This window comes from Streptomyces poriticola (assembly GCF_036689765.1).
GTDB classification, from domain to species: domain Bacteria; phylum Actinomycetota; class Actinomycetes; order Streptomycetales; family Streptomycetaceae; genus Streptomyces; species Streptomyces poriticola.
This window is the reverse complement of sequence record NZ_JBAGKH010000010.1, coordinates 130,392-151,756: the sequence shown is the minus strand read 5'-3', so window position 1 is coordinate 151,756 and position 21,365 is coordinate 130,392. Positions and strand designations below refer to the sequence as shown.

Sequence of the window (21,365 nt, the reverse complement as noted above, 5' to 3'; positions counted from 1 at the left end):
CGGCTTTGCGTCTCCCCGGATCCGTCGGCGGGCGACGTCCGGGAGACGGACGCACCCAGCCAGGGTAGCCGGGAGGCGGGGTCGATCGTCAGAGCGTCCACGGGACGGACGAGGATGTCGGGGCAATCGGCGGAGGAACCGCGAGGGAGCGGCGGGAACGGCGAGAACGGCGTCCGGGGGGCGCCGCGCGGCTCAGGAGTGCGAGAGTTGCCGACCAAGCATTAGCGGTAGGTCGGCATCGACCGGTAGTGTTCGACATTGCCGAACGATGGCATCGGACGCCACGGGTCGGCGGTCGAAGGGGACGGAGGCAGGACGGCGATGGCACGGAACATCCAGTCGCTCGAACGGGCGGCGGCGATGCTGCGGCTGCTCGCGGGCGGCGAGCGACGACTCGGCCTGTCGGACATCGCCTCGTCGCTGGGCCTCGCCAAGGGCACCGCGCACGGCATTCTGCGCACCCTGCAGCAGGAGGGCTTCGTCGAGCAGGACGACGCCTCGGGGCGGTACCAGCTGGGCGCCGAGCTGCTGCGGCTGGGCACGACCTATCTGGACGTGCACGAGCTGCGGGCGCGCGCCCTGGTGTGGACCGACGACCTGGCCCGCTCCAGCGGCGAGAGCGTCCACGTGGGCGTGCTGCACCAGCAGGGCGTGCTGATCGTGCACCACGTCTTCCGACCGGACGACAGCCGGCAGGTGCTGGAGATCGGGGCCATGCAGCCGCTGCACTCCACGGCTCTCGGCAAGGTGCTGTCGGCGTACGACCCGGTCGCGCACAGCGAGGTGCTGGAGGCCGACCGCAAGGCGTTCACCGACCGGACCGTGTGCGGGCTGGAAGACTTCGAGCACGTCCTGGACCTCACCCGCGCGCGCGGGTACGCGGCGGACGTGGAGGAGACCTGGGAGGGCGTCGCCTCCATCGCCGCGCCCATCCACGACCGGCGGCGCATGCCGGTCGGTTCGGTCGGCATCACCGGCGCCGTGGAACGGGTGTGCCGGGACGGGGAGCTGCGCCCCGAGCTGGTCGCGGCGGTGCGGGACTGCGCCCGCGCGGTGTCCCGGGACCTGGGCGCCGGGCGCTTCTGAGGCGCGGCGCGGTCACGACACGGAGCAGTGAGCACCGGGACGCCACGGGCGGCGTTCCGGCCTTCGGCCTACCCTGAAGCCCACAGAAAACCACTCGAATCGGTCAAATAGCCGCATATACCGTCGAAGATCGACAGGTAAAGGCGATCAATAACGATCGCGTTATCGACAACACAGCTCTTGACGCACGTGTGACGCCGGGGAAAGACTCCCGTCCATCGGTCGGCATTGTCGAACACCTACCGGCAATACACGCTAGAGTGTGACAACGCCAAGGGCCGGGATCGCTCTCACCCCCGAGGGCGCCAGAACTCCGGTGGGACCCGGGGTTCGGCTCCCTGGACGAAGGACAAAGGAGTCGCGGGTGTCCAGCTCCGACATCTTCATCGGCGAGACCATCGGTACCGCCATACTCATCCTGCTCGGTGGCGGCGTGGTCGCCGCCGTGACCCTCAAGGCCTCCAAGGCCCGCAACGCCGGCTGGCTGGCCATCACCCTCGGGTGGGGCTTCGCCGTCATGACCGCGGTGTACGTCGCCGGTCCGCTCTCCGGCGCACACCTCAACCCCGCCGTGACGGTCGGCCTCGCCATCAAGGACGGCGACTGGAGCAACGTTCCGGTGTACTTCGCCGGCGAACTGCTCGGCGCCATGATCGGCGCGACGCTGGTCTGGCTCGCCTACTACGGCCAGTTCCAGGCCCATCTCACCGACCGTGAGATCGTCGGCGGCCCCGACGCCGAGGACTCGAAGGCCAAGGCCGTCGAGGCCCAGGAGAAGGGCGCGGGCCCGGTCCTGGGCGTGTTCTCCACCGGTCCCGAGATCCGGCAGACGGTGCAGAACCTCGCCACGGAGATCATCGGCACCTTCGTGCTGGTCATCGCCGTGCTCACGCAGGGCCTGAACGACGAGGGCAACGGCCTCGGCATCCTCGGTGGCCTGATCGTCGCGCTCGTGGTCGTCTCCATCGGTCTGTCGCTCGGCGGCCCGACCGGCTACGCGATCAACCCCGCGCGCGACCTCGGCCCGCGCATCGTCCACGCCCTGCTGCCCCTGCCCAACAAGGGGGGCTCCGACTGGGGCTACGCCTGGATCCCGATCGCCGGTCCGCTGATCGGCGGAGCGATCGCCGCAGGTGTCTACAACGTCGCGTTCGCCTGAGCGGGTATCTCGCCCATCAGGCATCGAGCCGCACAGCACGCGCGTACGTACCGCCCCTCAACCACGGAACCTCAGGAGCACACAGTGACCGACGCCCACACCGCCGGCCCCTTCATCGCTGCGATCGACCAGGGCACGACATCCTCCCGCTGCATCGTCTTCGACCGTGACGGCCGCATCGTCTCCGTCGACCAGAAGGAGCACGAGCAGATCTTCCCGAAGCCGGGCTGGGTCGAGCACAACGCCACCGAGATCTGGACCAACGTCCAGGAGGTCGTCGCCGGAGCCATCGAGAAGGCCGGCATCACCCGCGACGACATCAAGGCCATCGGCATCACCAACCAGCGCGAGACCACCGTGCTGTGGGACAAGAACACCGGTGAGCCCGTCCACAACGCCATCGTCTGGCAGGACACCCGCACCGACGCCCTCTGCAAGGAGCTGGGTCGCAACGTCGGCCAGGACCGCTTCCGCCGCGAGACCGGCCTTCCCCTGGCCTCCTACTTCGCCGGTCCCAAGGCCCGCTGGCTGCTGGACAACGTCGAGGGCCTGCAGGAGCGCGCCGAGGCCGGCGACATCCTCTTCGGCACCATGGACACCTGGGTCATCTGGAACCTGACCGGCGGTGCCGACGGTGGCCACCACGTCACCGACGTCACCAACGCCTCGCGCACCATGCTCATGAACCTGCACACGATGCAGTGGGACGAGAAGATCGCCGAGTCGATCGGTGTGCCGACGCAGATGCTGCCCGAGATCCGCTCCTCCGCCGAGGTCTACGGCGAGATCAAGGGCGGCCGCCTCGGCGAGCTGCTCGGCGGCATCCCGGTGGCCTCCGCGCTCGGCGACCAGCAGGCGGCCCTGTTCGGCCAGACCTGCTTCTCCGAGGGCGAGACCAAGTCCACCTACGGCACCGGCACCTTCATGGTGATGAACACCGGTGACAAGATCATCAACTCCTACAGCGGCCTGCTGACCACCGTCGGCTACAAGATCGGCGACCAGGACACGGTCTACGCCCTGGAGGGCTCGATCGCCGTCACCGGCTCGCTGGTGCAGTGGATGCGCGACCAGATGGGCCTGATCTCCACCGCCGCCGAGATCGAGACCCTCGCCCTGTCGGTCGAGGACAACGGCGGCGCCTACTTCGTGCCGGCCTTCTCCGGCCTGTTCGCCCCGTACTGGCGCTCCGACGCCCGCGGTGTGATCGCCGGCCTGACCCGGTACGTCACCAAGGCGCACCTCGCGCGCGCCGTGCTGGAGGCCACCGCCTGGCAGACGCGGGAGATCGCCGACGCCATGACGAAGGACTCCGGTGTGGAGCTCACCGCCCTCAAGGTCGACGGCGGTATGACCTCCAACAACCTGCTGATGCAGACGCTCTCGGACTTCCTGGACGCACCCGTGGTGCGCCCGATGGTCGCCGAGACCACCTGCCTCGGCGCCGCCTACGCCGCCGGTCTCGCCGTCGGCTTCTGGAACAGCACCGACGACCTGCGCGCCAACTGGCGCCGTGCCGCCGAGTGGACCCCCCGCATGGACGCGGACACCCGCGACAGTGAGTACAAGAGCTGGCTCAAGGCCGTCGAGCGGACCATGGGCTGGCTCGAGGACGAGGAGTAAGAAACCGCAATGACCACTCAGTCCACCCTGCAGTCCATACCTGCCCTGGGAACGCGCCCGGCCTCCGGCTCGAACCCGAGCCGAGCCGAGACCCGGGAGCAGCTCTCCCAGGCGTCGTACGACCTGCTCGTCATCGGCGGCGGCATCCTGGGCATCTCCACCGCCTGGCATGCCGCGCAGTCCGGCCTCAGGGTGGCTCTGGTGGACGCCGGTGACTTCGCCGGCGCCACCTCCTCCGCCTCCTCCAAGCTTCTCCACGGCGGTCTGCGCTATCTGCAGACCGGCGCGGTGAAGCTGGTGGCGGAGAACCACTTCGAGCGCCGTGCGGTCTCCCGCCAGGTGGCCCCCCACCTGGCGAACCCGCTCACCTTCTACCTCCCGGTGTACAAGGGCGGGCCGCACGGCGCGGCGAAGCTCGGGGCCGGTGTGTTCGCGTACTCGGCGCTCTCCGCGTTCGGGGACGGCGTCGGCCATCTGCTCTCCCCCGCCAAGGCGCAGGCGGACGTGCCCGAGCTGCGTACCGAGAACCTCAAGGCCGTGGCCGTGTACGGCGACGACCAGATGAACGACGCCCGGATGGCGCTGATGACGGTCCGCGCGGCCGTCGACGCCGGCGCGACCGTCCTCAACCACGCCGAGGTGACCGGCCTGCGGTTCACCCAGGGCCGGGTGACCGGGGCCGAGCTCAGGGACCGGCTGTCCGGCGAGGAGTTCGGCGTCAGCGCCCGCCTGGTGCTCAACGCCACCGGCCCGTGGGTCGACCACCTGCGCCGTATGGAGGACCCGAACGCCGCGCCGTCGATCCGGCTGTCGAAGGGCGCGCACCTGGTGCTCAAGCGCACCTCCCCGTGGAAGGCCGCGCTGGCCACCCCGATCGACAAGTACCGCATCACCTTCGCCCTCCCCTGGGAGGACATGCTGCTGCTGGGCACCACCGACGAGATGTACGAGGGCGACCCGGCGGACGTCGCGGTCAACGACAAGGACATCGCGCAGATCCTCGACGAGGCCGCCTTCTCCGTCCGCGACCAGCAGCTCGACCGCGATCTGATCACCTACGCCTTCGCGGGTCTGCGGGTGCTGCCGGGCGGCCCCGGCGACACCGCCAAGGCCAAGCGGGAGACGGTGGTCACCGAAGGCCGGGGCGGCATGCTGTCGATCGCGGGCGGCAAGTGGACCACCTTCCGCCACATCGGCCGTACGGTGATGAAGAAGCTGGAGTCGCTGCCGGGCCACCCGCTGGGCGAGGACTTCGAGCCGATCGCCTCGCTGCCGAAGAAGCTGCCGCTGCCGGGCGTCGCCAACCCCCGCGCGGTCGCCCACCGGCTGCTGGTGGACGGGCCCGCGCCGGGCCCGCGGATGGCGGCGGACACCGCCAGGCACCTGGCCACCCACTACGGTTCGCTGGCCTTCGACATCGCGCGGCTGGCCAACGAGAGCCCGGAGCTGGCCGAGCGCGTTCACCCGGACGCCCCCGAGATCTGGGCGCAGGTCGTGTGGGCCCGCGACCACGAGTGGGCCGAGACCGCCGACGACGTGCTGCGCCGGCGCACCACGCTGACCATCCGCGGCCTGGCCACGGACGACGTCCGCGGCCGGGTCCAGGACCTGCTCGACAAGAAGTAGGCCCACCGGACGCGGAGGGCGGCGGCTCCACGCCGATGGAGCCGCCGCCCTTCGCTTGCCCGCCCGGCCGCTCACCCGCGCCGCGGTTCCGCTTCGGGCCCCGCCAGATGGTGCTGGAGTTCGATGTGCCGGAACTGGTGCACGGCGCCCACCCGGCGCAGCACCCCGCGGTCGTGGGCGTCCGCGAGGAAGGCCATGAGGTCGAGGGGCAGCCCCGCGCGGAGGGCGAGCCAGCAGCGGGCGACCGTGTAGCGGCTCCAGGCCGCCTGCCGGATGCCGATGGCCAGGCCGACGAGCAGCGCGGGCACCAGGCCGACCAGGTACATCCACAGGCGGCTCTCGGCGACCGTGGCGCCCCACACCCGCGTCGAGCCGAAGAGTGTGGCGAACCAGCCCTGGGTACCGAGCACCAGGGCGCCTACCACGGCGGCGGTCAGCACACAGGTGCCGAGCGTGCGCCGGTCGTTGGCCAGCAGGGCGCGGACGTCCACCGAGACGCCCAGGTCCACCGGGACCGTGCGCAGACCGTGCACCAGCAGACAAGCCACCGCGAAGACCGCGCTCACCTGCTGGGCCGCCCAGAACGCCGCCGACGGATCGGGGGGCGCCAGGTACTCCCGTCCGTCGCCGGGCGCGAGCACACCGGCGAGCAGCCCTTCCAGGAGGATTCCCGAGCCGAGCAGCGTCCCGCCCAGCAGCCCTCTCAGAACCCCGCGCGGAGTCCAGCGCCACCGCAGCCGGGCGGCCGGGCAGGCCGGGTCCCGGAGCACGCCGTCCGCTCCGACGACGGCCGCGGTGAGACCGTAGAGCAGGGAGCTCGCGACGCCGGCGCCGTTGCCGTACGCCAGCACGTAGCAGAGCGCGGACGACACTCCGGTCAGCAGAGCCCACCGGTGCCGGCCGGACGGCGAACGCAGGCGCGGCCGGGCACCGAAGGCGAAGCCTGCAATGGTCATGCCCACCAACGCCAGGGAACCGCAGTCCCCTAGGCGGCTCAGCACCAGTTCGGCGGAGACGCCCGGCCCGGCGGCGGCCACACACAGCAGCGTGATCACCGCGGTGGCCGCGAGTCCGCCCGCCAGCCCACCGCAGATGCCCGCGGCCACGGCGCCGAGCCCGCCCCGCTGCTCCCAGAGCGGCGGGAAGAGAGGGTTGGGCGCGAACCGGTGGTCGAGTTCCATGGCCGTGCCCTCGACCAGCCAGCCGGTGGCGCCCAGCAGCGCTCCGGCCAGGGCCCGGGGCAGTGCGGCGGGCACGACGTGGTGCAGCTTCCACCAGGCGACCTCGGCGGCTCCGTCGAGCCCGCGTTCCATGTGCCGGGCCAGGAAGCGCAGCGCGACCCGGGCCCGGTCGGCCGTCCACCGGCCGGGACGCCCGGTGCGCGGCCGGTACGCGGCACCGAGGAACGCGGCCAGGAGGTGGTGTTCCACCGCGGCGCGCGTGGGCAGCCGCAGCAGCCCGGCCGGGTCCGGGAGCCGCCGGTGCCCCTCGTCGGGGCGCGGGTTGTAGACCGTCCGGGCCAGGGACACCATCAGGGGGCTGGTCAGGGCCCGTGCCACGGGCGCGTCGGTGCCCAGGACCGCGGTCACCGGATCCCATCGCCGGGCCGCCGGGGTCCCGGCCCCGCCCGCGTCGGCGAGCAGGTGGTCGGCGACGTCCCGGCCGTCGAGCGGGCGCAGGAGGACGGCGGCCGTCCCGGTGAGCCGTGCGGGCACCCCGGTGCGCGGCCGGAGCGCGGCCCGGTACTCGGCGGGCCTGCTCGACAGCACCATGCCGCATCCGTACGGCAGCTCGTCGTTGAGCCGGTGCAGCACCCGTGCGCCGGCGTCGGCCGGGAGTTCGTCGAAGCCGTCGAACAGCGGCAGGACCAGCCGCTGGTCCAGCAGCATCCGGGCCAGGGTGACCTCGCCGTACCGCTCCGGGGCGGCGGCGCCCAGCTCCGGGTGGTCCTGTACCAGTCTGCGCTCCATCCACCCGCGCAGGTCGGCGGCGGGATCGGCGGTGGCGAGCGGGAAGAGCACGGGAACGGGATCCGCGGGCCGCCGTCCGTCGATCAGCGCGAGCAGCAGCCGGACCAGCAGTACCGTCTTGCCGGAGCCCGGGTCGCCCAGCACCAGCAGCCGGGGGGCGGCGAGGCGTTCGGTGAACACCGTCGCGATCTCCGCGTCCCGGCCGGACAGCCGGTCCGGCTCCGGGGCACCGGTGAGGTCGACGGTGGCGGCCGTCCAGGAGACGGGCAGCGGGCGGGGGCCCAGCCGTGCCCGTGCCTCGCCCTCCCACTGCCGCCGTACGGCCAGGGCGAGGCGGTCGGCGGCGGCGCCGGGGTCCTCCGCGGCGGTCGCCTCGATCCGGTCGGCCCGGTAGGCGCTCCAGGCCAGATAGGCACCGGCCCCGGTCGGCAGCAGGGCGGCGAGGACGGACGCCGGGTCGTCCAGGTGCGGTGCGGTGAGCAGCGCCCCCACGGCGCCCGCCCCGAGCAGCACCAGATAGACCAGGCCTGCGCGGCGCACACGTGACCTCGGGGAAGCTTCGCTCACCTGCCGCAGGGTCCCGCATCGTGCCCATGCCCCGCGGGGATTCGGACCCGGCCCACACGAGTAGGTGAAACGGCGGGTCCGGGGGGACGCCGGGGCGCCGGAGACGGACGCCGGGGCGCCGGAACGGGTGTGACCCGCCGGGGTGTTCCGGGGTGGCTCGCGGGGCAGTGATCCGTTCACTCCCCCGTGCAAGGGGGCTGCGGGCGCCCCCTCGGCACGCCGTAAGGTTGGGGCGTACGAGAGGGAACGTCGGAAGGAGGCGCTGGGTGATCGAGCTCGAGGGGGTTCCCGAGCTGATCGACCCGGTCATGGTGGCCGCGTTCGAGGGCTGGAACGATGCCGGCGACGCCGCCTCCACCGCGGTCGCGCATCTGGACAGGGAGTGGAAGGGCGAGGTGTTCGCGGCGCTGGACGCCGAGGACTACTACGACTTCCAGGTCAACCGCCCCACGGTGTTCATGGACGCGGGCGTCCGCAGGATCACGTGGCCGACGACGCGGCTGTCGGTGGTCCGGGTCGGCGGCGAGAAGCCGCGCGACCTCGTGCTGGTCCGGGGCATCGAACCGTCCATGCGCTGGCGGTCGTTCTGCAACGAGCTGCTCGGCTTCGCCCACGAGCTGGGCATCGAGCTGGTGGTCATCCTGGGCGCGCTGCTCGGTGACACCCCGCACACCCGTCCGGTCCCGATCAGCGGGACGACCTCGGACGCCGATCTGGCACGCCGGATGGACCTGGAGGAGACCAAGTACGAGGGCCCCACGGGAATCGTCGGCATCCTCCAGGAGGCCTGTACGCACGCGGGCGTCCCCGCGGTGTCGCTGTGGGCCGCGGTGCCGCACTACGTGTCACAGCCGCCGAACCCGAAGGCCACGCTGGCGCTGCTGAACCGCCTGGAGGACCTGATCGACTTGCGGATCCCGCTGGGGGAGCTGGCCGAGGACGCGCGCGCCTGGCAGGTGGGGGTGGATCAACTGGCCGCCGAGGACAGCGAGGTCGCCGAGTACGTCCAGTCGCTGGAGGAGGCCCGGGACACCGCGGAGCTGCCGGAGGCGTCGGGCGAGGCGATCGCCCGCGAGTTCGAGCGGTATCTGCGGCGCCGGGACGGGGGCGGCCCGGCGGGCGGGCACGCCACGGCCGACGGCGGCGACGGCCCGCCCGGCTCGCCGTATCTGCGGGACAATCCCGGCGGGCGTACGCGCCCGCCGAAGCCGCCGAAGGCGGGCGGGGACGACGAGGAGCCGTCGGAGGACTGAGCGGAGAACTCAGCGGTCCCGGCCGCACGCGTGAGGGGGGCGCTTCCGCTAGCGTAAGCGCCCCCTCTGCCGTGTCCGGGTGCGTGCGTCGGCTCAGGTGGTCAGAGCGCGACGCCGAGCAGGGCGTCGACCGCGCGCGAGACCACTCCGGGTGCGCCGGTGTCCGTGCCGCCGGTCTCCTCCTGGCGTGCGGCCCAGCGGTCGACCGCGGCGAGAGCGGCCGGGGAGTCCAGATCGTCGGCGAGGGCCTCGCGGATCTCCTCGACGAGCGCGTCGGCGGACGGGCCGTCCGGCCTGGAGACGGCGGCGCGCCACCGGTCGAGGCGGGCGGCGGCGTCCCGCAGCACCTGGTCGGTCCACTCCCAGTCGGCGCGGTAGTGGTGGGCGAGCAGGGTCAGCCGGATGGCGGCGGGGTCGACGCCGTCGCGGCGCAGCCGGGAGACGAAGACCAGGTTGCCCTTGGACTTGGACATCTTGGCGCCGTCGAGAGCGACCATCCCGGCATGGACATAGGCCTTGGCCATGGGGAACTCGCCGGTGAGCACCTGGGCGTGGGAGGCGCCCATCTCGTGGTGCGGGAAGGCGAGGTCGGAGCCGCCGCCCTGGACGTCGAAGCCCATGCCCAGGTGGTCGAGGGCGATGGCCACGCACTCGATGTGCCAGCCGGGGCGTCCACGGCCGAGGGTGCCGCCGTCCCAGCTGGGCTCGCCGTCGCGGGCCGCCATCCAGAGCATCGGGTCGAGGGGGTTCTTCTTGCCCGGCCGGTCCGGGTCGCCGCCGCGCTCGGCGGAGAGCAGCCGCATGGCGGCGGCGTCGAGACCCGAGACCTGCCCGAAGTACGGGTCGGACTCGACGGAGAAGTAGACGTCGCCGTCCAGCTCGTAGGCGGCGCCGGCGTCCCGGAGCCGCTCGACGAGAGGGACGATGCCCGGTATCGCCTCCACGGCGCCTATGAAGTGCCGTGGCGGCAGCATCCGCAGGGCCGTCATGTCCTCGCGGAAGAGGGCGGTCTCCTGCTCGGCGAGGCCGGCCCAGTCGACGCCGTCGCGCCGGGCCCGCTCCAGGAGGGGGTCGTCGATGTCGGTGACGTTCTGGACGTAGTGGACCTGCCGCTTGGTGTCGAGCCACACGCGCTGCACGAGGTCGAACGCGTTGTAGGTCGCCGCGTGCCCCATGTGGGTGGCGTCGTACGGCGTGATGCCGCAGACGTAGATGCGGGCGACGGGACCGGGGTCGAGGGTGACGAGGCCGCCGGTCGCGGTGTCGTGGATCCTGAGATCGCGGCCCTGACCGGGCAGGGCGGGGACCTCGGAAGCGGGCCAGGCATGCATGCCTCGAGCCTAACCGGACAGCTGTCGCGTACACGAACCGGACCGGGGCGGATGGCTGGTTGGGCACTCTTGCGGAGAGCCGGCTGCTGTGCTTGCCCTGCTGCCCGGGAAGGGAGCTGTCCGGACCGGCCTCACACCGGTGGCCACGGGATGGCGGGCCACTGCCCGCCCGGCTCCGGGTGGGTGCCGGAGGCCAGCAGCGCGTCGACCCGCGCGCGAGTGGCGTCGATCTCGCCGGGCGTGATCAGGCCGGCCAGCCGGGTGGCCAGGGCGGCGCCGTCCTTGAGCTGCTCCTGCAGGGCGCCGAGGGCGGTCACGGCGTCCGGGGTGAGCGGTTCCCCGGCCCAGCCCCACAGCAGGGTGCGCAGCTTGTCCTCGGCGTGGAAGGTCACTCCGTGGTCGATGCCGTACAGGCATCCGTCGCCGGCGGGCAGCAGGTGGCCGCCCTTGCGGTCGGCGTTGTTGATCACGGCGTCCAGGACGGCGAGCCGGCGCAGCCGCTCGTCGTCGGCGTGTACCAGCAGCGCCGTGCGTCCCTCGCCGACGTCGGCGAAGCCGACCGCCTTCCAGCCGGGTCCGGGCTCCTCGGCGTCGACCAGGGCGAGCAGCTCGGCCTCCGGCACCGCCTCGACCCACAGCTGGCACATGCCCTCGCCGTACGGTCCGTCGCGCAGCACGGTGGGCGGGACGAGGGTCCAGCCGGTGGCCTCGCCGACCTCGTATGCGGCGACCTCGCGCCGGGCGAGGGTGCCGTCGGGGAAGTCCCACAGGGGGCGCTCTCCGGCGACCGGCTTGTAGATACAGGCGGCCTCGCCGCCTTCGTACGCGACCGTGCAGTACAGCGCAGCGTTGGACGCCTCCCGGATGCGTCCGCGCACCGTCAGCTCACCGCGGGTGAGCAGCTCGGCGGGGGTCACGCTCCGCGGCGGTATCCGTTCTGGCGCGGACATACGTGTCCTTCCGGGTCGAGCGGGAGGCTGCACAGCGGGCACGGCGGCCTTCCGGCGTTGACGACGTCGAGGGCGCGCTTGGCGAAGGCCCTGGCCTGCGCGCCGGTGAGCCGGACCCGCAGCATCGGCGGGCCGTTCTCCTCGTCCTGGAGCAGCCGTTCCTCGGCCTCGGCGAGGTCCTCCTCGGACTCGGCGTCCAGCTCCACCAGGGCCTGCGCCTCGACGATCATGCGCTGGTCCTCGCCGTCCCAGGCCAGCGCCATGGTGCCGACCCGGAACTCCTCGTCCACGGGGGCGTCCAGCGGGGCGGTGTCGGAGATCTCCGTGGGGGCCATGGCGGGGACGGCCGCGCTGCCGCCGCTGCGGCGCACGACCTCGTCGAGGAGTTCGTCCATGCGTTCGGCGAGCGCGGCCACCTGGGTCTTCTCCAGGGCCACGCTGGTCACCCGGGAGCCGGCGGAGGCCTGGAGGAAGAACGTACGGCGCCCGGGCAGTCCGACCGTGCCGGCCACGAAGCGGTCCGGCTGGTCGTAGAGGAACACCTGACGGGACACGTCCTGTCTCCATTGCGAGTCGGTGGGTGGCTACTGCTGGGACCGCTTCACCCTACTGCGGTCGACGATCACGGTGCGCCTGCACTGCCCCCGACCGTGGCGTCGTCACCGGGCGGCTCCTCGCGCGGCGCCAGGGACGCGAGATCACCGGTGTCGCCGAGGCGGACGAGAAAGGGCCGCAGCCGCGTGTAGCGGATCGCGGTGACGGAGCAGGGCTCCACGGAGATCCGCTGGAAGAGATCGAGATGCAGTCCGAGTGCGTCGGCGACGAGCGACTTGATGATGTCGCCGTGCGAGCACATGAGGTAGACGGCGTCGGCGCCGTGGTCGCGCTCCACGCGCGCGTTCCACTCGCGCACGGCCTCGGCGGCGCGGGTGTGCATGGCCCGCATCGACTCGCCGCCGGGGAAGGCCGCCGCCGAGGGGTGCGCCTGCACCACCTCCATGAGGGGCTCGTCCTTGAGCTCGGCGAGCTTGCGCCCGGACCAGTCGCCGTAGTCGCACTCCCCGATGCGTTCGTCAGTGTGCGTCGGCAGCCCGGGCCGGGCGTCGAGCAGCGGCCGGACCGTCTCCCGGCAGCGCTGCAGGGGGCTGGTGACGACCTCGGAGAGCGGCAGCCCGGCGAGCCGGCCGGGCAGGGCGGCGGCCTGTGCGGCGCCGCGTTCGTCGAGGGCGACGCCGGGCATCCGGCCCGCGAGCAGTCCCTCGGTGTTGGCTGTGGAGCGTCCGTGCCTGACCAGGATCAGCGTGGGCATGCGCCCAGGGTAGGCGTACGGTGCGGGGCTCCGGCGCCCGGCCACCGCCTCCGGCCGGTGTGCGGGCGGCGGTGGCGGCGGTGGCCGGGTGCGGTCAGGCGAATTCGGGGGCGGCGGAGGCGGGTCCGCCCAGTGCGTTGCGCCGCCGGGGCATCTTCAGGGAGACCATGCGGCGCCAGCCGCCGAGCCGCTCGTAGAGGTAGACGGCGTGGATGCCGGCGGCGAGGACCGCGGACCTGGCCTTCGGCCAGCCCAGGACCCGGCCCATGTGGGCCATGACGGCGAGGCTGACGTCGCGGTAGACGGCGATCTCGGCGAGGGCGCACTCGCGCAGGGTGCTCTGGATGAACCGGCCGTGTCCGGCGGCGGCGAAGCGGAGCAGCTCCTCGTGGGAGTAGGCGAGGTGGTTGTCCTCGTCGTCGGAGATCATCCGGACGGCCTTGCCGATGTCGGGGTGGTCGGTGAAGTGCTTGCGCAGCATCTGCATCTGCTCGGCGGCCCGCTGCTCGGTGACCCTGCTGTGTGCCAGGTAGGTGATGATGTCCTGCACGGTGAGCGGCTGGTCGGCCTGGAGCTTCTCGTGGGCCAGGCCGATGCCGTGCCGCTCCAGGAGCATGGTGTAGTCGGTCTCCGGCGGGACCTCGGCGGGTTCGAGGCCGCGCTTCCTCAGCAGTGCGTTGAAGATCCGCCCGTGCTTGTCCTCGTCCGCCCCGTGCCGGGTGATCTTCGGCGCGAGAGCGCGTTCGCTCTCCGGTACCAGCGCGGCGATGCGCGCGTTCTCCCAGCCGCCCTGCGACTCCCCGCTGGCCGCGATGGAGCAGAACAGACGGAACGAATCGTCGTGGTCGAGGATCTCCTGGAACAGACTCTTGGCCGACAGCATCGGTGCACCTCTCTGCTTCGTGCAGGGCTCATGCCGGACTCCGCGCAGGTTCCGCAAAGTGAGAGTCAAGTCCCGTGCGGGCGGCAGGGCAACAGGTGACTCGGGCAACTCCGCCGAAAGAAGGACGCCGAGGGGCGTGCGAGGGCGTAACCCCGCGCGCGCGTGGGCGTTGTTCCCCGTGACGGCCGTGGCGGGGAAGACCCCCGAGCCCCCACCACGGCCGCAGAAATCTCCGACGGGTGCGCCGGGTGGCCGGTTCAGGCGAGCCCGGCGCGCTCCATGGCCTCGGTTCCGGCGCGCAGGGCGGCGATCCGCTCGTCCAGGGTGAAGCCGGCCGGGGCGAGTGTCAGGGTGGTGACGCCGGCCGCCGCGTAGGCCTTCATGCGGTCCGCGATGCGGTCGACGGAGCCGAGCAGCGTGGTCCGGTCGATCAGGTCGTGCGGGACGGCCGCCGCGGCGCCCTGCTTGTCGCCGGAGAGGTACTTGTCCTGGATCTCGGCGGCCTCCCGCTCGTAGCCCATGCGCTGGGCGAGCTGGTTGTAGAAGTTCTGCTTGCGGCTGCCCATGCCGCCGACGTAGAGCGCCGTGTAGGGGCGGAAGGTGTCGGCGAGCGCGGTGACGTCCTTGTCCTCGCCGAGGGCCAGCGGGAGGGTCGGGCAGACGTCGAAGCCGTCCAGGGTCTTGCCGGCCTTCTCGCGTCCGGCGCGCAGATGCCGGATCGCGGTCTCCTCCAGGTGGTCGGCGGACGGGAAGATCAGCAGGGCCCCGTCGGCGATCTCGCCGGTCTGCTCCAGGTTCTTCGGGCCGATCGCGGCGATGTACAGCGGGATGTGCTCGCGCTGCGGGTGCACGGTGAGCTTGATGGGCTTGCCGGGGCCGCCGGGCAGCGGCAGCGTCCAGTGCTCGCCCTCGTAGGACAGGCGTTCGCGGGTCATCGCCTTGCGGACGATCTCGACGTACTCGCGGGTGCGGGCGAGCGGCTTGTCGAACTTGACGCCGTACCAGCCCTCGGAGACCTGGGGACCCGAGACGCCGAGGCCGAGCCGGAAGCGGCCCTGGGAGAGCGAGTCGAGGGTGGCTGCCGTCATCGCGGTCATGGCCGGCTGGCGGGCCGGGATCTGGAAGATGGCCGAGCCCACGTCGATGCGCTCGGTCTGCGCGGCGACCCAGGTGAGCACCGTGGCGGCATCGGAGCCGTAGGCCTCGGCGGCCCAGCAGACGGCGTAGCCGAGCCGGTCCGCCTCCTGGGCGACAGCCAGATTGTCCGCGTCCATCCCGGCGCCCCAGTAGCCGAGGTTGATCCCGAGCTGCATGGCCGATACCCCTTACCGATCAGTAACGTCACTGGTGCCCCGACCTTAGCGTGCGGTTTCGCGGTGCGTAAGGCACCGGCGGGTGTGCCGGCGGGGTGACGGCGCGGGATCGGCGCCACCACCCGGGACGGTGCGGGAAATTCGGTTGTCCACAGGCCCCCACAGGTCAACTTCTGGCCAGTAATCTCGGCGTTCATGGAGCAGAGGCATCTCGGCCGGACCGGCCTGCGTGTGTCCCGCATCGGACTCGGCACCCTGACCTGGGGCCGGGACACCGACGAGCACGAGGCCGCGGACCTCCTGAAGACGTTCTGGGAGGCGGGCGGCTCGCTGGTCGACACGGCGGACGTGTACGGCGACGGGGAGGCCGAATATCTGCTCGGGCGGCTGCTGGACGGCCTGGTGCCGCGCCGGGACCTGGTGATCGCCACCAAGGCGGGCAGCGTCCCCGATCCCGACCGCCGCTTCGACGGCTCGCGCGGCCATCTGCTCTCCGCGCTGGACGCCTCGCTGGCCCGGCTCGGCACGGACCACGTGGACGTGTGGCACGTGCACGCCTACGACCCCGCCACCCCCCTGGACGAGACCCTGCACGCCCTCGACCTGGCGGTGTCCAGCGGCCGGGCCCGCTATGCCGGGGTCTCCAACTTCTGCGGCTGGCAGCTGGCCAAGGCGGCGACCTGGCAGCTGGCGGCGCCGGGCGTGCGCAACCGGCTGGCGAGCACACAGCTGGAGTACTCGCTGCTCCAGCGGGGCGTCGAGCGCGAGGTGCTGCCCGCCGCCCTCGACCTGGGCATCGGGCTGCTGCCCTCCTCCCCGCTCGGGCGCGGTGTGCTCACCGGCAAGTACCGCGGCGAGGCGCCTCCGCCGGACTCCCGGGGCGCCTCGGAGCACATGGCGCCGTTCGTCGCCCCGTATCTCGACGACACGGCGAGCCGCGTCGTCGACGCGGTGTCGACGGCGGCGGACGGGCTCGCGGTCTCCCCGCTCCAGGTCGCCCTCGCCTGGGTCCGGGACCGGCCCGGCGTGGTGGCGCCGATCGTCGGCGCGCGCAACGCGCAGCAGCTCACGGCGGCACTGTCAGTGGAGGCCCTTAGTCTTCCTGACGAGATCTGCCGGGCGCTGGACGATGTGTCGGCGCCCGTGCACCGCTATCCCGATCACGACTGGAGCACGCTGTGAGCACGGAGCCCGGCCCCGCCGAGAACACCGAGGAGCCCGCGGACGCCGTGGCCGCCGGGCCCGGGGAACCGGGCGCGGACACCGCCGTCCCGGGGGCCGTGGAGCCGGCCGGCGAGGCCGCGCAGGAGGACGCGGCCGGGGCCTCCGGTCCGGTGTCGGAGGCCGAGGCCGAGCTGGCCGCCCAGCGGATCGAGCGGGAGCGCATCGAGCGGCGCAAGGCGGAGCGGAAGGGCCCGGTCGAGGCCGGGGGCAAGCTCAGCGGTACAGCGGCCGACCTGCTCGCCGCGGTACGGGCCGTGGAGAGCGGCGAGCGCCCGTCGGCGGCGGTCCTCGCCGCGCCCGTCCCCGAATCCGCCGCCGGGCGCGGGTCCGCGCCCGGACCGCACCGCTCGGCGGCCGAGGCCGCGCCGGTACGTCGGCCGCGGCCGGCCCCGGAGCCGACGTCCGGTGTCCCGGCGGGGCCGGCCCCGGAGACGGTCCTGACCGTGCGGCGTGTGCTGGCCGACGGCGGCGCCCCCGAGGCGCTGGCGCCACAGGTCGCCGCCCTGCTCGGGGAGGGAGCGGAGCAGGCACTGCGCGCCGACCCCTGGCAGTTGCTGCGGGTCGCCCAGGTGCGGCCGGAGCAGGCGGACGGTTTTGCGCGGGCGCTGCTCGGCGCTGAGTGCCGTGCGGACGACGAGCGGCGCGGACGGGCGCTCACCGTCCGGCTCCTGGAGCAGGCGGCGACGGCCGGGCACACGGCCCTGGAGCTGGAGCGGCTCACCGCCGAGCTGGGCCGGCGGGGTGTGCCGGATCCGGACGCCGCCGTCCAGATCGCGCTCGCCGAGAGCGAGGCCCTGGCCTTCGAGGACGCCCTGGAGGATCCCGGCACCCCGGCCCCGCGGGCGGACGGCCCCGCACCGGACGCGGAGGCAGCGGCGGAGGAGGACGCGGAGCGGCGGCCGGTCCGGATCCTGGTCGGCCTGGAGCGGTACGCGCTCGCGGAGGAGAGTCTCGCCGACGGACTGGCCCGGCTGGTCGGTTCGGTGCCGAAGCAGGGGGGATCGGCACCGGAGTGGGAGGAGGCGGCCTCCGCGGCCCGGGGCGGTGCCGCCGAGCTGATCCGGGCGGTGGCCGGCCACGGGCTGGTGCTGCACACCGGCGGTGAGGCCGCCCTGGCCGAACCCGCGGCCCTGCTGAGCGCCGCCGGCCGGCTCGGGCTGCGGGCCTGGACCGCGAGCCCCGGCGCCCTGGGCCGCGCCCGCTTCGCCGCCCTCGTGGAGCGGGCCGGCGGCACCGCGGTGGAACCGGTGGCACCCGTGGTCACCGTCGACGGGCTGCTGACCGGTGCCGAGGGGCCCGGGCGGGACGCCGACGGCGCCCTGGACCTGGATCTGCTCGTGGTGTCCGATGCGCCGCAGCTGGACGTCGAGGCGGCGGCGCTGCTGACCGAGTCGCTGCCGGACGGGGCCCGGCTGGTGCTCGCCGGGGACCCGGCGGTGCTCTGGTCGGCGGGCGCCGGGCGGGTGTTCGCCGATCTGCTCGCGGCGCGGGTCTGCCCGCAGATCGCCTCCCGGGTGCCCGACCCGGGCCCGCTGGGTGAGCTGGTCTCCGGTATCGGCATCGGCGAGCTGAACCAGGTGGAGGCGCCCGGCAAGGAGGTCGTGGTCGTGCCGGTGCGGGACGCGGGCGAGGCCGTGCACCGTGCCGTGCAGCTCGTGGTGGACTCGGTGCCCCGTGCCATCGGCGTTCCCGCCGAGGACACCCAGGTGATCACGCCGGGGCACGGTGGCGCCGTGGGCACCCGCGCCCTCAACGCGGCGCTGAAGGAGAGGCTCAATCCCGGTCCCGGCCGGTTCGGCGGCTTCGACCCCGGTGACCGCGTCGTCCACTCCCCCGTGCCGGGCCGAGTGGTGCCGGGCCGGGTGGAGCGGGCCGACGCCGACGGGCTGCATCTGTCCTGCGCCGACGGGTCCGTGGTGGTACCGAAGGAGCGGGTGGAGCTCTGCGTACGGCACGGGTGGGCGCTGACCGCGCACCAGGCCGTGGGGGGCCGGTGGCCCGCGGTGGTCGTGGTGCTGCCCGGGGATGCCGCGCAGGTCCTCAGCCGTCCATGGGTCTATACGGCCTTCGGCCGGGCCGAGCGCCATCTCTCCGTCGTCCACGGCGTGGAGGAGGCGCTCCCCCGCGCCGTGGCCGAGATCCCGGCCAGACCTCGCACCACACGGCTTCCGGTGCTGCTCGCCCCGCAGCCTGCGGAGTCCGACTGACGACCGGCCGGGAACCGGTACGCCGGCGAACGTCCGGGAGCCCGCGGCGGCCCCCAGGCGCGGCGAAACCGGCGGACCCGCCGGACCGGCAAGCCGCGTAACGGGCCCGCCGGCCCCGTTACGCCCGGCGGTCCGCCGGGTCTTGCGGACCGCGACGCGCACCCGGTCCTCCGTCCCTGGTCGTTCGTGCTTGCCGGGGCCGCCGCTGGACTGCCCGGTCGGGTGGGCGAGCCGTGCAGGCCGGGCGCGTCGCGGTCTGCGGTGACTCCCGGTCGTTCGTGTTCGTCGGGTCGCTGGACTGCCCGGACCGGGCGGGATCGCTGCGCTGGTCGCGTGCGTCGAGGTCTGCCGTGTGTCCCCGGTCCGTGCTGCTTGCCGGGGCCCCGGACCGCCCGGACCGGCGGTCTCGCTGTGGTGGCCGACAGGGCTGCGGGACGGGCAGTCCGGGGCGCGCCGGATGAGCCCGGCAGACCGGCAGACCGAAAGGACCCCGGGGACCCGGGACGCCACGGGGGGCCGGAAAGACGCGGCAGGCCGCCGAGACGCAGCCGGGCCGGGGAGACGCGGCAGGCCGAAGCAGCCGGCCGGGGAGATCCGGCGGACGGCCGAGACGCAGCAGGCCGTTGGGCCGGGCAGCGCGGCAGGCCCCCGAGCTGCGAGGCCACCGGACCGGGGAGACGCGGTTGGCCGGTGGGCCGGGAGTCCCGGACGCCGGCCCGGGGTTCAGCGGTCCGCGTCCAGCGGTTCCAGCTCCTCCTCGTCCAGATCGAGCTCCCCGTCCGGACTCCCGTCGCCGTCCGGGTCCCCGTCGAGGTCGCCGCCGATGTCCAGGTCGAGATCGGTGTCGAGATCGGTGTCGAGGTCGTCGTCGAAGACGGCGCTGACGTCGAAGCGGCAGACCACCCGCTGCGGATCGACCTGGTCGAACGGCGCCTCCAGCCACTCACCGGCCTCGGCGCGCTCGTCGGCGGCGGTGACCCACAGCGTGGAGTCGCCCTCGTCGAGGCCGAACTCCTTGTGCCGGGAGGCGATCTCGTCCGGCTCGAACTCACCGAACAGGACGCCCAGCGCCCCGTGCACCGTCTCGGCGGCGTCCGTGCCGTCGTCCTCACCGTCCGCCGCCTCGACCCGGCGTGCCTGTGCCAGCAACCGCTGGGGCTCCACCACGGCGTAGTCGCGGCGGATGAGCACGCTCAGCGCGTGCGGTTCCTCGGGCCCCAGGTACGGCGGCAGGGCGTCCTCTGCACCGGGGATCTCGAAGGGGGTGACCTCGTCGTAGCGGTCGTAGAGCAGCTCGTCGTACGCCTCGGCAGCCGTGGCGAGCTCGTTGAACGCCTCGTAGACGGCCGGGTCGTCCTCCCCCGACCGGCGTTCGACCGCGGCCAGGTGGCGGTCGAGCGCGGTCTTGACCGCCTCGGCGGCGGCACGTACCTCGGCAGCCGTGGGCTGCGCAGCATCAGACATACTGCAGACGCTATCCGTACCGGGCCCCAGCCCGCACAATAGATGCGATGCCGGAATATGAATTTGTCGACGTGTACCTGCCGCGTGGGGTTTCCCGCAGGGAGACGGCACGTCTGCTGACGGACCACGCCGAGTACGGGCACTGGGAGTTGTACCGACTGAGCCTGCTCCGGGACGGCAGCCGGAAGGTGCGGCTGCGTCGGCGGATCATCCGCCAGGTACGCGCCACCTGGTGAGCCGGGCGGCCGTGGGCGACGGAAGACGGAACGGGCCCCGCCGATGCGGGGCCCGTTCCGTGCGTCCGGGGCTCTTCCGGCTCACGCTCGACTGCTGCGTGCCGTCATGCCGAGGCACGCGCCTTGCGGTAGAGCACCGCGCCCGCGAGCAGTGCGCCCGCGCCCACCGGGAGGGTGAGCCCGAGCGGCAGGTCGCTGCCGGTCCGGGCGAGCGCCGCGGCGTCCTGGGACTGGCTGACGGCGTGGACACCGGTCCGGTTGCCGTCCGCTGAAGCACCGGACGACGCACCGCCCTGGCCGTCCTGACCGTCCTGACCGTTCTGGCCGTCCTGGCCGCCGGTACCGCCCTGGTCGTCGCGGTCGTCTCGGTCGTCCTGGCCGTCGGAGCCGTCCGGGCTCCCGGAGTCACCCGGGTTGCCGGACTCCCCCGGGTTGCCGGGGTTCCCCGGGTCGTCGGGGTTTCCCGGAGTCCCCGGGGGCGTTTCGTTCCCGCTGCCCGGCGGGTCCGTGCGGTGCCCGTGGCCGCCGCCGGGGTTGGCGCAGTCGTTGCCCGTGGTGGCGTTGGCGACGCCGATCACGTCGACGCTGTTGCCGCAGACGTTCACCGGCACGTGGACCGGCGCCTGGACGTGGTTGCCGGAGCCGATGCCCGGCGAGTCGGTGGCGTGACCGCCCGCGTGCGAGCCGCCGTGCGCGCCGTGGCCGCCGGAGTGGCCGTTGCCGCCGTGTGCGCCGCCCCCGGTGTTGGCGCACGCGTTGCCGATCGACGGATTGAGGACGCCGACGACGTTGACCGTGTTGCCGCAGACGTTCACCGGGACGTCCACCGGCGCCTGCACCGTGTTCCCGGAGAGCACGCCGGGCGACCCCGAACCGGAGCCGTGTGCACCGGAACCGGCGTGGGCGGTGCCGCCCGCGGCGGCGATCACACCGGTGGCCGCCGCCACCGTCATCAGGCCCTTGCGGGTGACCTGTCGCATGTGCTGGATTCCCTGCCTTAGACCGTGCCGAGAACTCTGGACTTCTCTCGGCATCCCGACGTTCCGAAAAGGCCGGTCGGCCCCGGAGCGCATGGCACACGCTCCGGGGCCGACGGGCTCAGGCCCTCAGGGACTCAGACCATCAGGGACTCGGGCCCCCGGGTACTCAGACCCTCAGGGGTGC

17 protein-coding genes are annotated in these 21,365 nt (G+C 73.3%); 8 read left to right on the top strand and 9 right to left on the bottom strand.

Translation table 11 applies throughout. The features are described from left to right. Positions 1 to 321 precede the first annotated feature (321 nt). The 4 genes from V5O46_RS16725 to V5O46_RS16710 all read left to right on the top strand — a co-directional run bounded on the left by V5O46_RS16725 (position 322) and on the right by V5O46_RS16710 (position 5,494). Positions 322 to 1,086: an IclR family transcriptional regulator gene (locus tag V5O46_RS16725; RefSeq protein WP_332885403.1), complete on the top strand. Its 765-nt coding sequence runs from the start codon at positions 322 to 324 to the stop codon at positions 1,084 to 1,086. A 364-nt stretch (positions 1,087 to 1,450) separates the two neighbouring features. Further along, positions 1,451 to 2,245, top strand: coding sequence for an MIP/aquaporin family protein (locus tag V5O46_RS16720; protein WP_332885402.1), 795 nt, complete (start codon positions 1,451 to 1,453; stop codon positions 2,243 to 2,245). An 84-nt stretch (positions 2,246 to 2,329) separates the two neighbouring features. Continuing rightward, entirely contained in the window at positions 2,330 to 3,868 is a 1,539-nt protein-coding gene (gene glpK / locus V5O46_RS16715; RefSeq protein ID WP_332885401.1) for a glycerol kinase GlpK, read from the top strand. A gap of 9 nt (positions 3,869 to 3,877) precedes the next feature. Then, positions 3,878 to 5,494, top strand: a complete 1,617-nt coding sequence (locus V5O46_RS16710; protein ID WP_332885400.1) for a glycerol-3-phosphate dehydrogenase/oxidase — start codon at positions 3,878 to 3,880, stop codon at positions 5,492 to 5,494. Positions 5,495 to 5,565: 71 nt separating this feature from the next. Here V5O46_RS16710 and V5O46_RS16705 read toward each other — a convergent pair whose 3' ends face one another. Next, on the bottom strand, positions 5,566 to 8,031 hold the full coding sequence (locus V5O46_RS16705; RefSeq protein WP_332885399.1) for an NACHT domain-containing protein: 2,466 nt from the start codon (positions 8,029 to 8,031) through the stop codon (positions 5,566 to 5,568). 266 nt (positions 8,032 to 8,297) lie between these two features. Here V5O46_RS16705 and V5O46_RS16700 point away from each other — a divergent pair, with 266 nt between their 5' ends. Further along, entirely contained in the window at positions 8,298 to 9,284 is a 987-nt protein-coding gene (locus V5O46_RS16700) for a PAC2 family protein (protein ID WP_332885398.1), read from the top strand. A gap of 101 nt (positions 9,285 to 9,385) precedes the next feature. Here the strand turns inward: V5O46_RS16700 and mshC are convergent, their stop codons facing one another. From mshC to V5O46_RS16670, 6 genes are all read right to left on the bottom strand, one after another. Continuing rightward, positions 9,386 to 10,615, bottom strand: a complete 1,230-nt coding sequence (mshC, locus tag V5O46_RS16695; protein ID WP_332885397.1) for a cysteine--1-D-myo-inosityl 2-amino-2-deoxy-alpha-D-glucopyranoside ligase — start codon at positions 10,613 to 10,615, stop codon at positions 9,386 to 9,388. A gap of 131 nt (positions 10,616 to 10,746) precedes the next feature. Continuing rightward, positions 10,747 to 11,565, bottom strand: coding sequence for an SCO1664 family protein (locus V5O46_RS16690; RefSeq protein ID WP_332885396.1), 819 nt, complete (start codon positions 11,563 to 11,565; stop codon positions 10,747 to 10,749). Beyond that, a complete protein-coding gene (locus tag V5O46_RS16685) occupies positions 11,529 to 12,119 on the bottom strand; it encodes a DUF3090 domain-containing protein (protein WP_332885395.1) in 591 nt (196 codons plus the stop codon). The genes V5O46_RS16690 and V5O46_RS16685 overlap by 37 nt, the downstream gene beginning before the upstream one ends. Positions 12,120 to 12,187: 68 nt before the next feature. Then, the gene (locus V5O46_RS16680; RefSeq protein WP_332885394.1) at positions 12,188 to 12,874 is read right to left on the bottom strand and encodes a histidine phosphatase family protein; all 687 of its coding nucleotides are present in this window, start codon (positions 12,872 to 12,874) and stop codon (positions 12,188 to 12,190) included. A 94-nt stretch (positions 12,875 to 12,968) separates the two neighbouring features. Beyond that, positions 12,969 to 13,757, bottom strand: coding sequence for a ferritin-like domain-containing protein (locus V5O46_RS16675; RefSeq protein WP_332885393.1), 789 nt, complete (start codon positions 13,755 to 13,757; stop codon positions 12,969 to 12,971). Between the two features lie 257 nt (positions 13,758 to 14,014). Beyond that, on the bottom strand, positions 14,015 to 15,070 hold the full coding sequence (locus V5O46_RS16670; RefSeq protein WP_332885392.1) for an LLM class F420-dependent oxidoreductase: 1,056 nt from the start codon (positions 15,068 to 15,070) through the stop codon (positions 14,015 to 14,017). A gap of 195 nt (positions 15,071 to 15,265) precedes the next feature. Here V5O46_RS16670 and V5O46_RS16665 point away from each other — a divergent pair, with 195 nt between their 5' ends. After that, complete coding sequence (locus V5O46_RS16665) at positions 15,266 to 16,252, top strand: aldo/keto reductase (RefSeq protein WP_332885391.1); 987 nt, start codon at positions 15,266 to 15,268, stop codon at positions 16,250 to 16,252. Beyond that, positions 16,249 to 18,501 (top strand): helix-hairpin-helix domain-containing protein, encoded by a 2,253-nt coding sequence (locus V5O46_RS16660; protein ID WP_332885390.1) that lies wholly within the window; start codon positions 16,249 to 16,251, stop codon positions 18,499 to 18,501. The genes V5O46_RS16665 and V5O46_RS16660 overlap by 4 nt, the downstream gene beginning before the upstream one ends. 723 nt (positions 18,502 to 19,224) lie before the next feature. Here V5O46_RS16660 and V5O46_RS16655 read toward each other — a convergent pair. Next, positions 19,225 to 19,965, bottom strand: a complete 741-nt coding sequence (locus V5O46_RS16655) for a hypothetical protein (protein WP_332885389.1) — start codon at positions 19,963 to 19,965, stop codon at positions 19,225 to 19,227. 47 nt (positions 19,966 to 20,012) lie between these two features. Between V5O46_RS16655 and V5O46_RS16650 the strand changes: the two genes are divergently transcribed. Next, positions 20,013 to 20,201 carry a DUF5703 family protein gene (locus V5O46_RS16650; RefSeq protein WP_332885388.1) on the top strand — a complete coding sequence of 63 codons (189 nt, stop codon included), beginning with the start codon at positions 20,013 to 20,015 and terminating at the stop codon, positions 20,199 to 20,201. A 104-nt stretch (positions 20,202 to 20,305) separates the two neighbouring features. Here the strand turns inward: V5O46_RS16650 and V5O46_RS16645 are convergent, their stop codons facing one another. Next, a complete protein-coding gene (locus V5O46_RS16645) occupies positions 20,306 to 21,181 on the bottom strand; it encodes a chaplin (protein ID WP_332885387.1) in 876 nt (291 codons plus the stop codon). Positions 21,182 to 21,365 lie beyond the last annotated feature (184 nt).

Bases quoted from the DNA above. Each gene is read 5' to 3' on its own strand.
- V5O46_RS16725 (WP_332885403.1), top strand. From the start codon at position 322: ATGGCACGGAACATCCAGTCGCTCGAACGGGCGGCGGCGATGCTGCGG.
- V5O46_RS16710 (WP_332885400.1), top strand. From the start codon at position 3,878: ATGACCACTCAGTCCACCCTGCAGTCCATACCTGCCCTGGGAACGCGC.
- mshC (WP_332885397.1), bottom strand. From the start codon at position 10,615: ATGCATGCCTGGCCCGCTTCCGAGGTCCCCGCCCTGCCCGGTCAGGGC.
- V5O46_RS16690 (WP_332885396.1), bottom strand. From the start codon at position 11,565: ATGTCCGCGCCAGAACGGATACCGCCGCGGAGCGTGACCCCCGCCGAG.
- V5O46_RS16680 (WP_332885394.1), bottom strand. From the start codon at position 12,874: ATGCCCACGCTGATCCTGGTCAGGCACGGACGCTCCACAGCCAACACC.
- V5O46_RS16675 (WP_332885393.1), bottom strand. From the start codon at position 13,757: ATGCTGTCGGCCAAGAGTCTGTTCCAGGAGATCCTCGACCACGACGAT.
- V5O46_RS16670 (WP_332885392.1), bottom strand. From the start codon at position 15,070: ATGCAGCTCGGGATCAACCTCGGCTACTGGGGCGCCGGGATGGACGCG.
- V5O46_RS16665 (WP_332885391.1), top strand. From the start codon at position 15,266: ATGGAGCAGAGGCATCTCGGCCGGACCGGCCTGCGTGTGTCCCGCATC.
- V5O46_RS16655 (WP_332885389.1), bottom strand. From the start codon at position 19,965: ATGTCTGATGCTGCGCAGCCCACGGCTGCCGAGGTACGTGCCGCCGCC.
- V5O46_RS16650 (WP_332885388.1), top strand. From the start codon at position 20,013: ATGCCGGAATATGAATTTGTCGACGTGTACCTGCCGCGTGGGGTTTCC.
- V5O46_RS16645 (WP_332885387.1), bottom strand. From the start codon at position 21,181: ATGCGACAGGTCACCCGCAAGGGCCTGATGACGGTGGCGGCGGCCACC.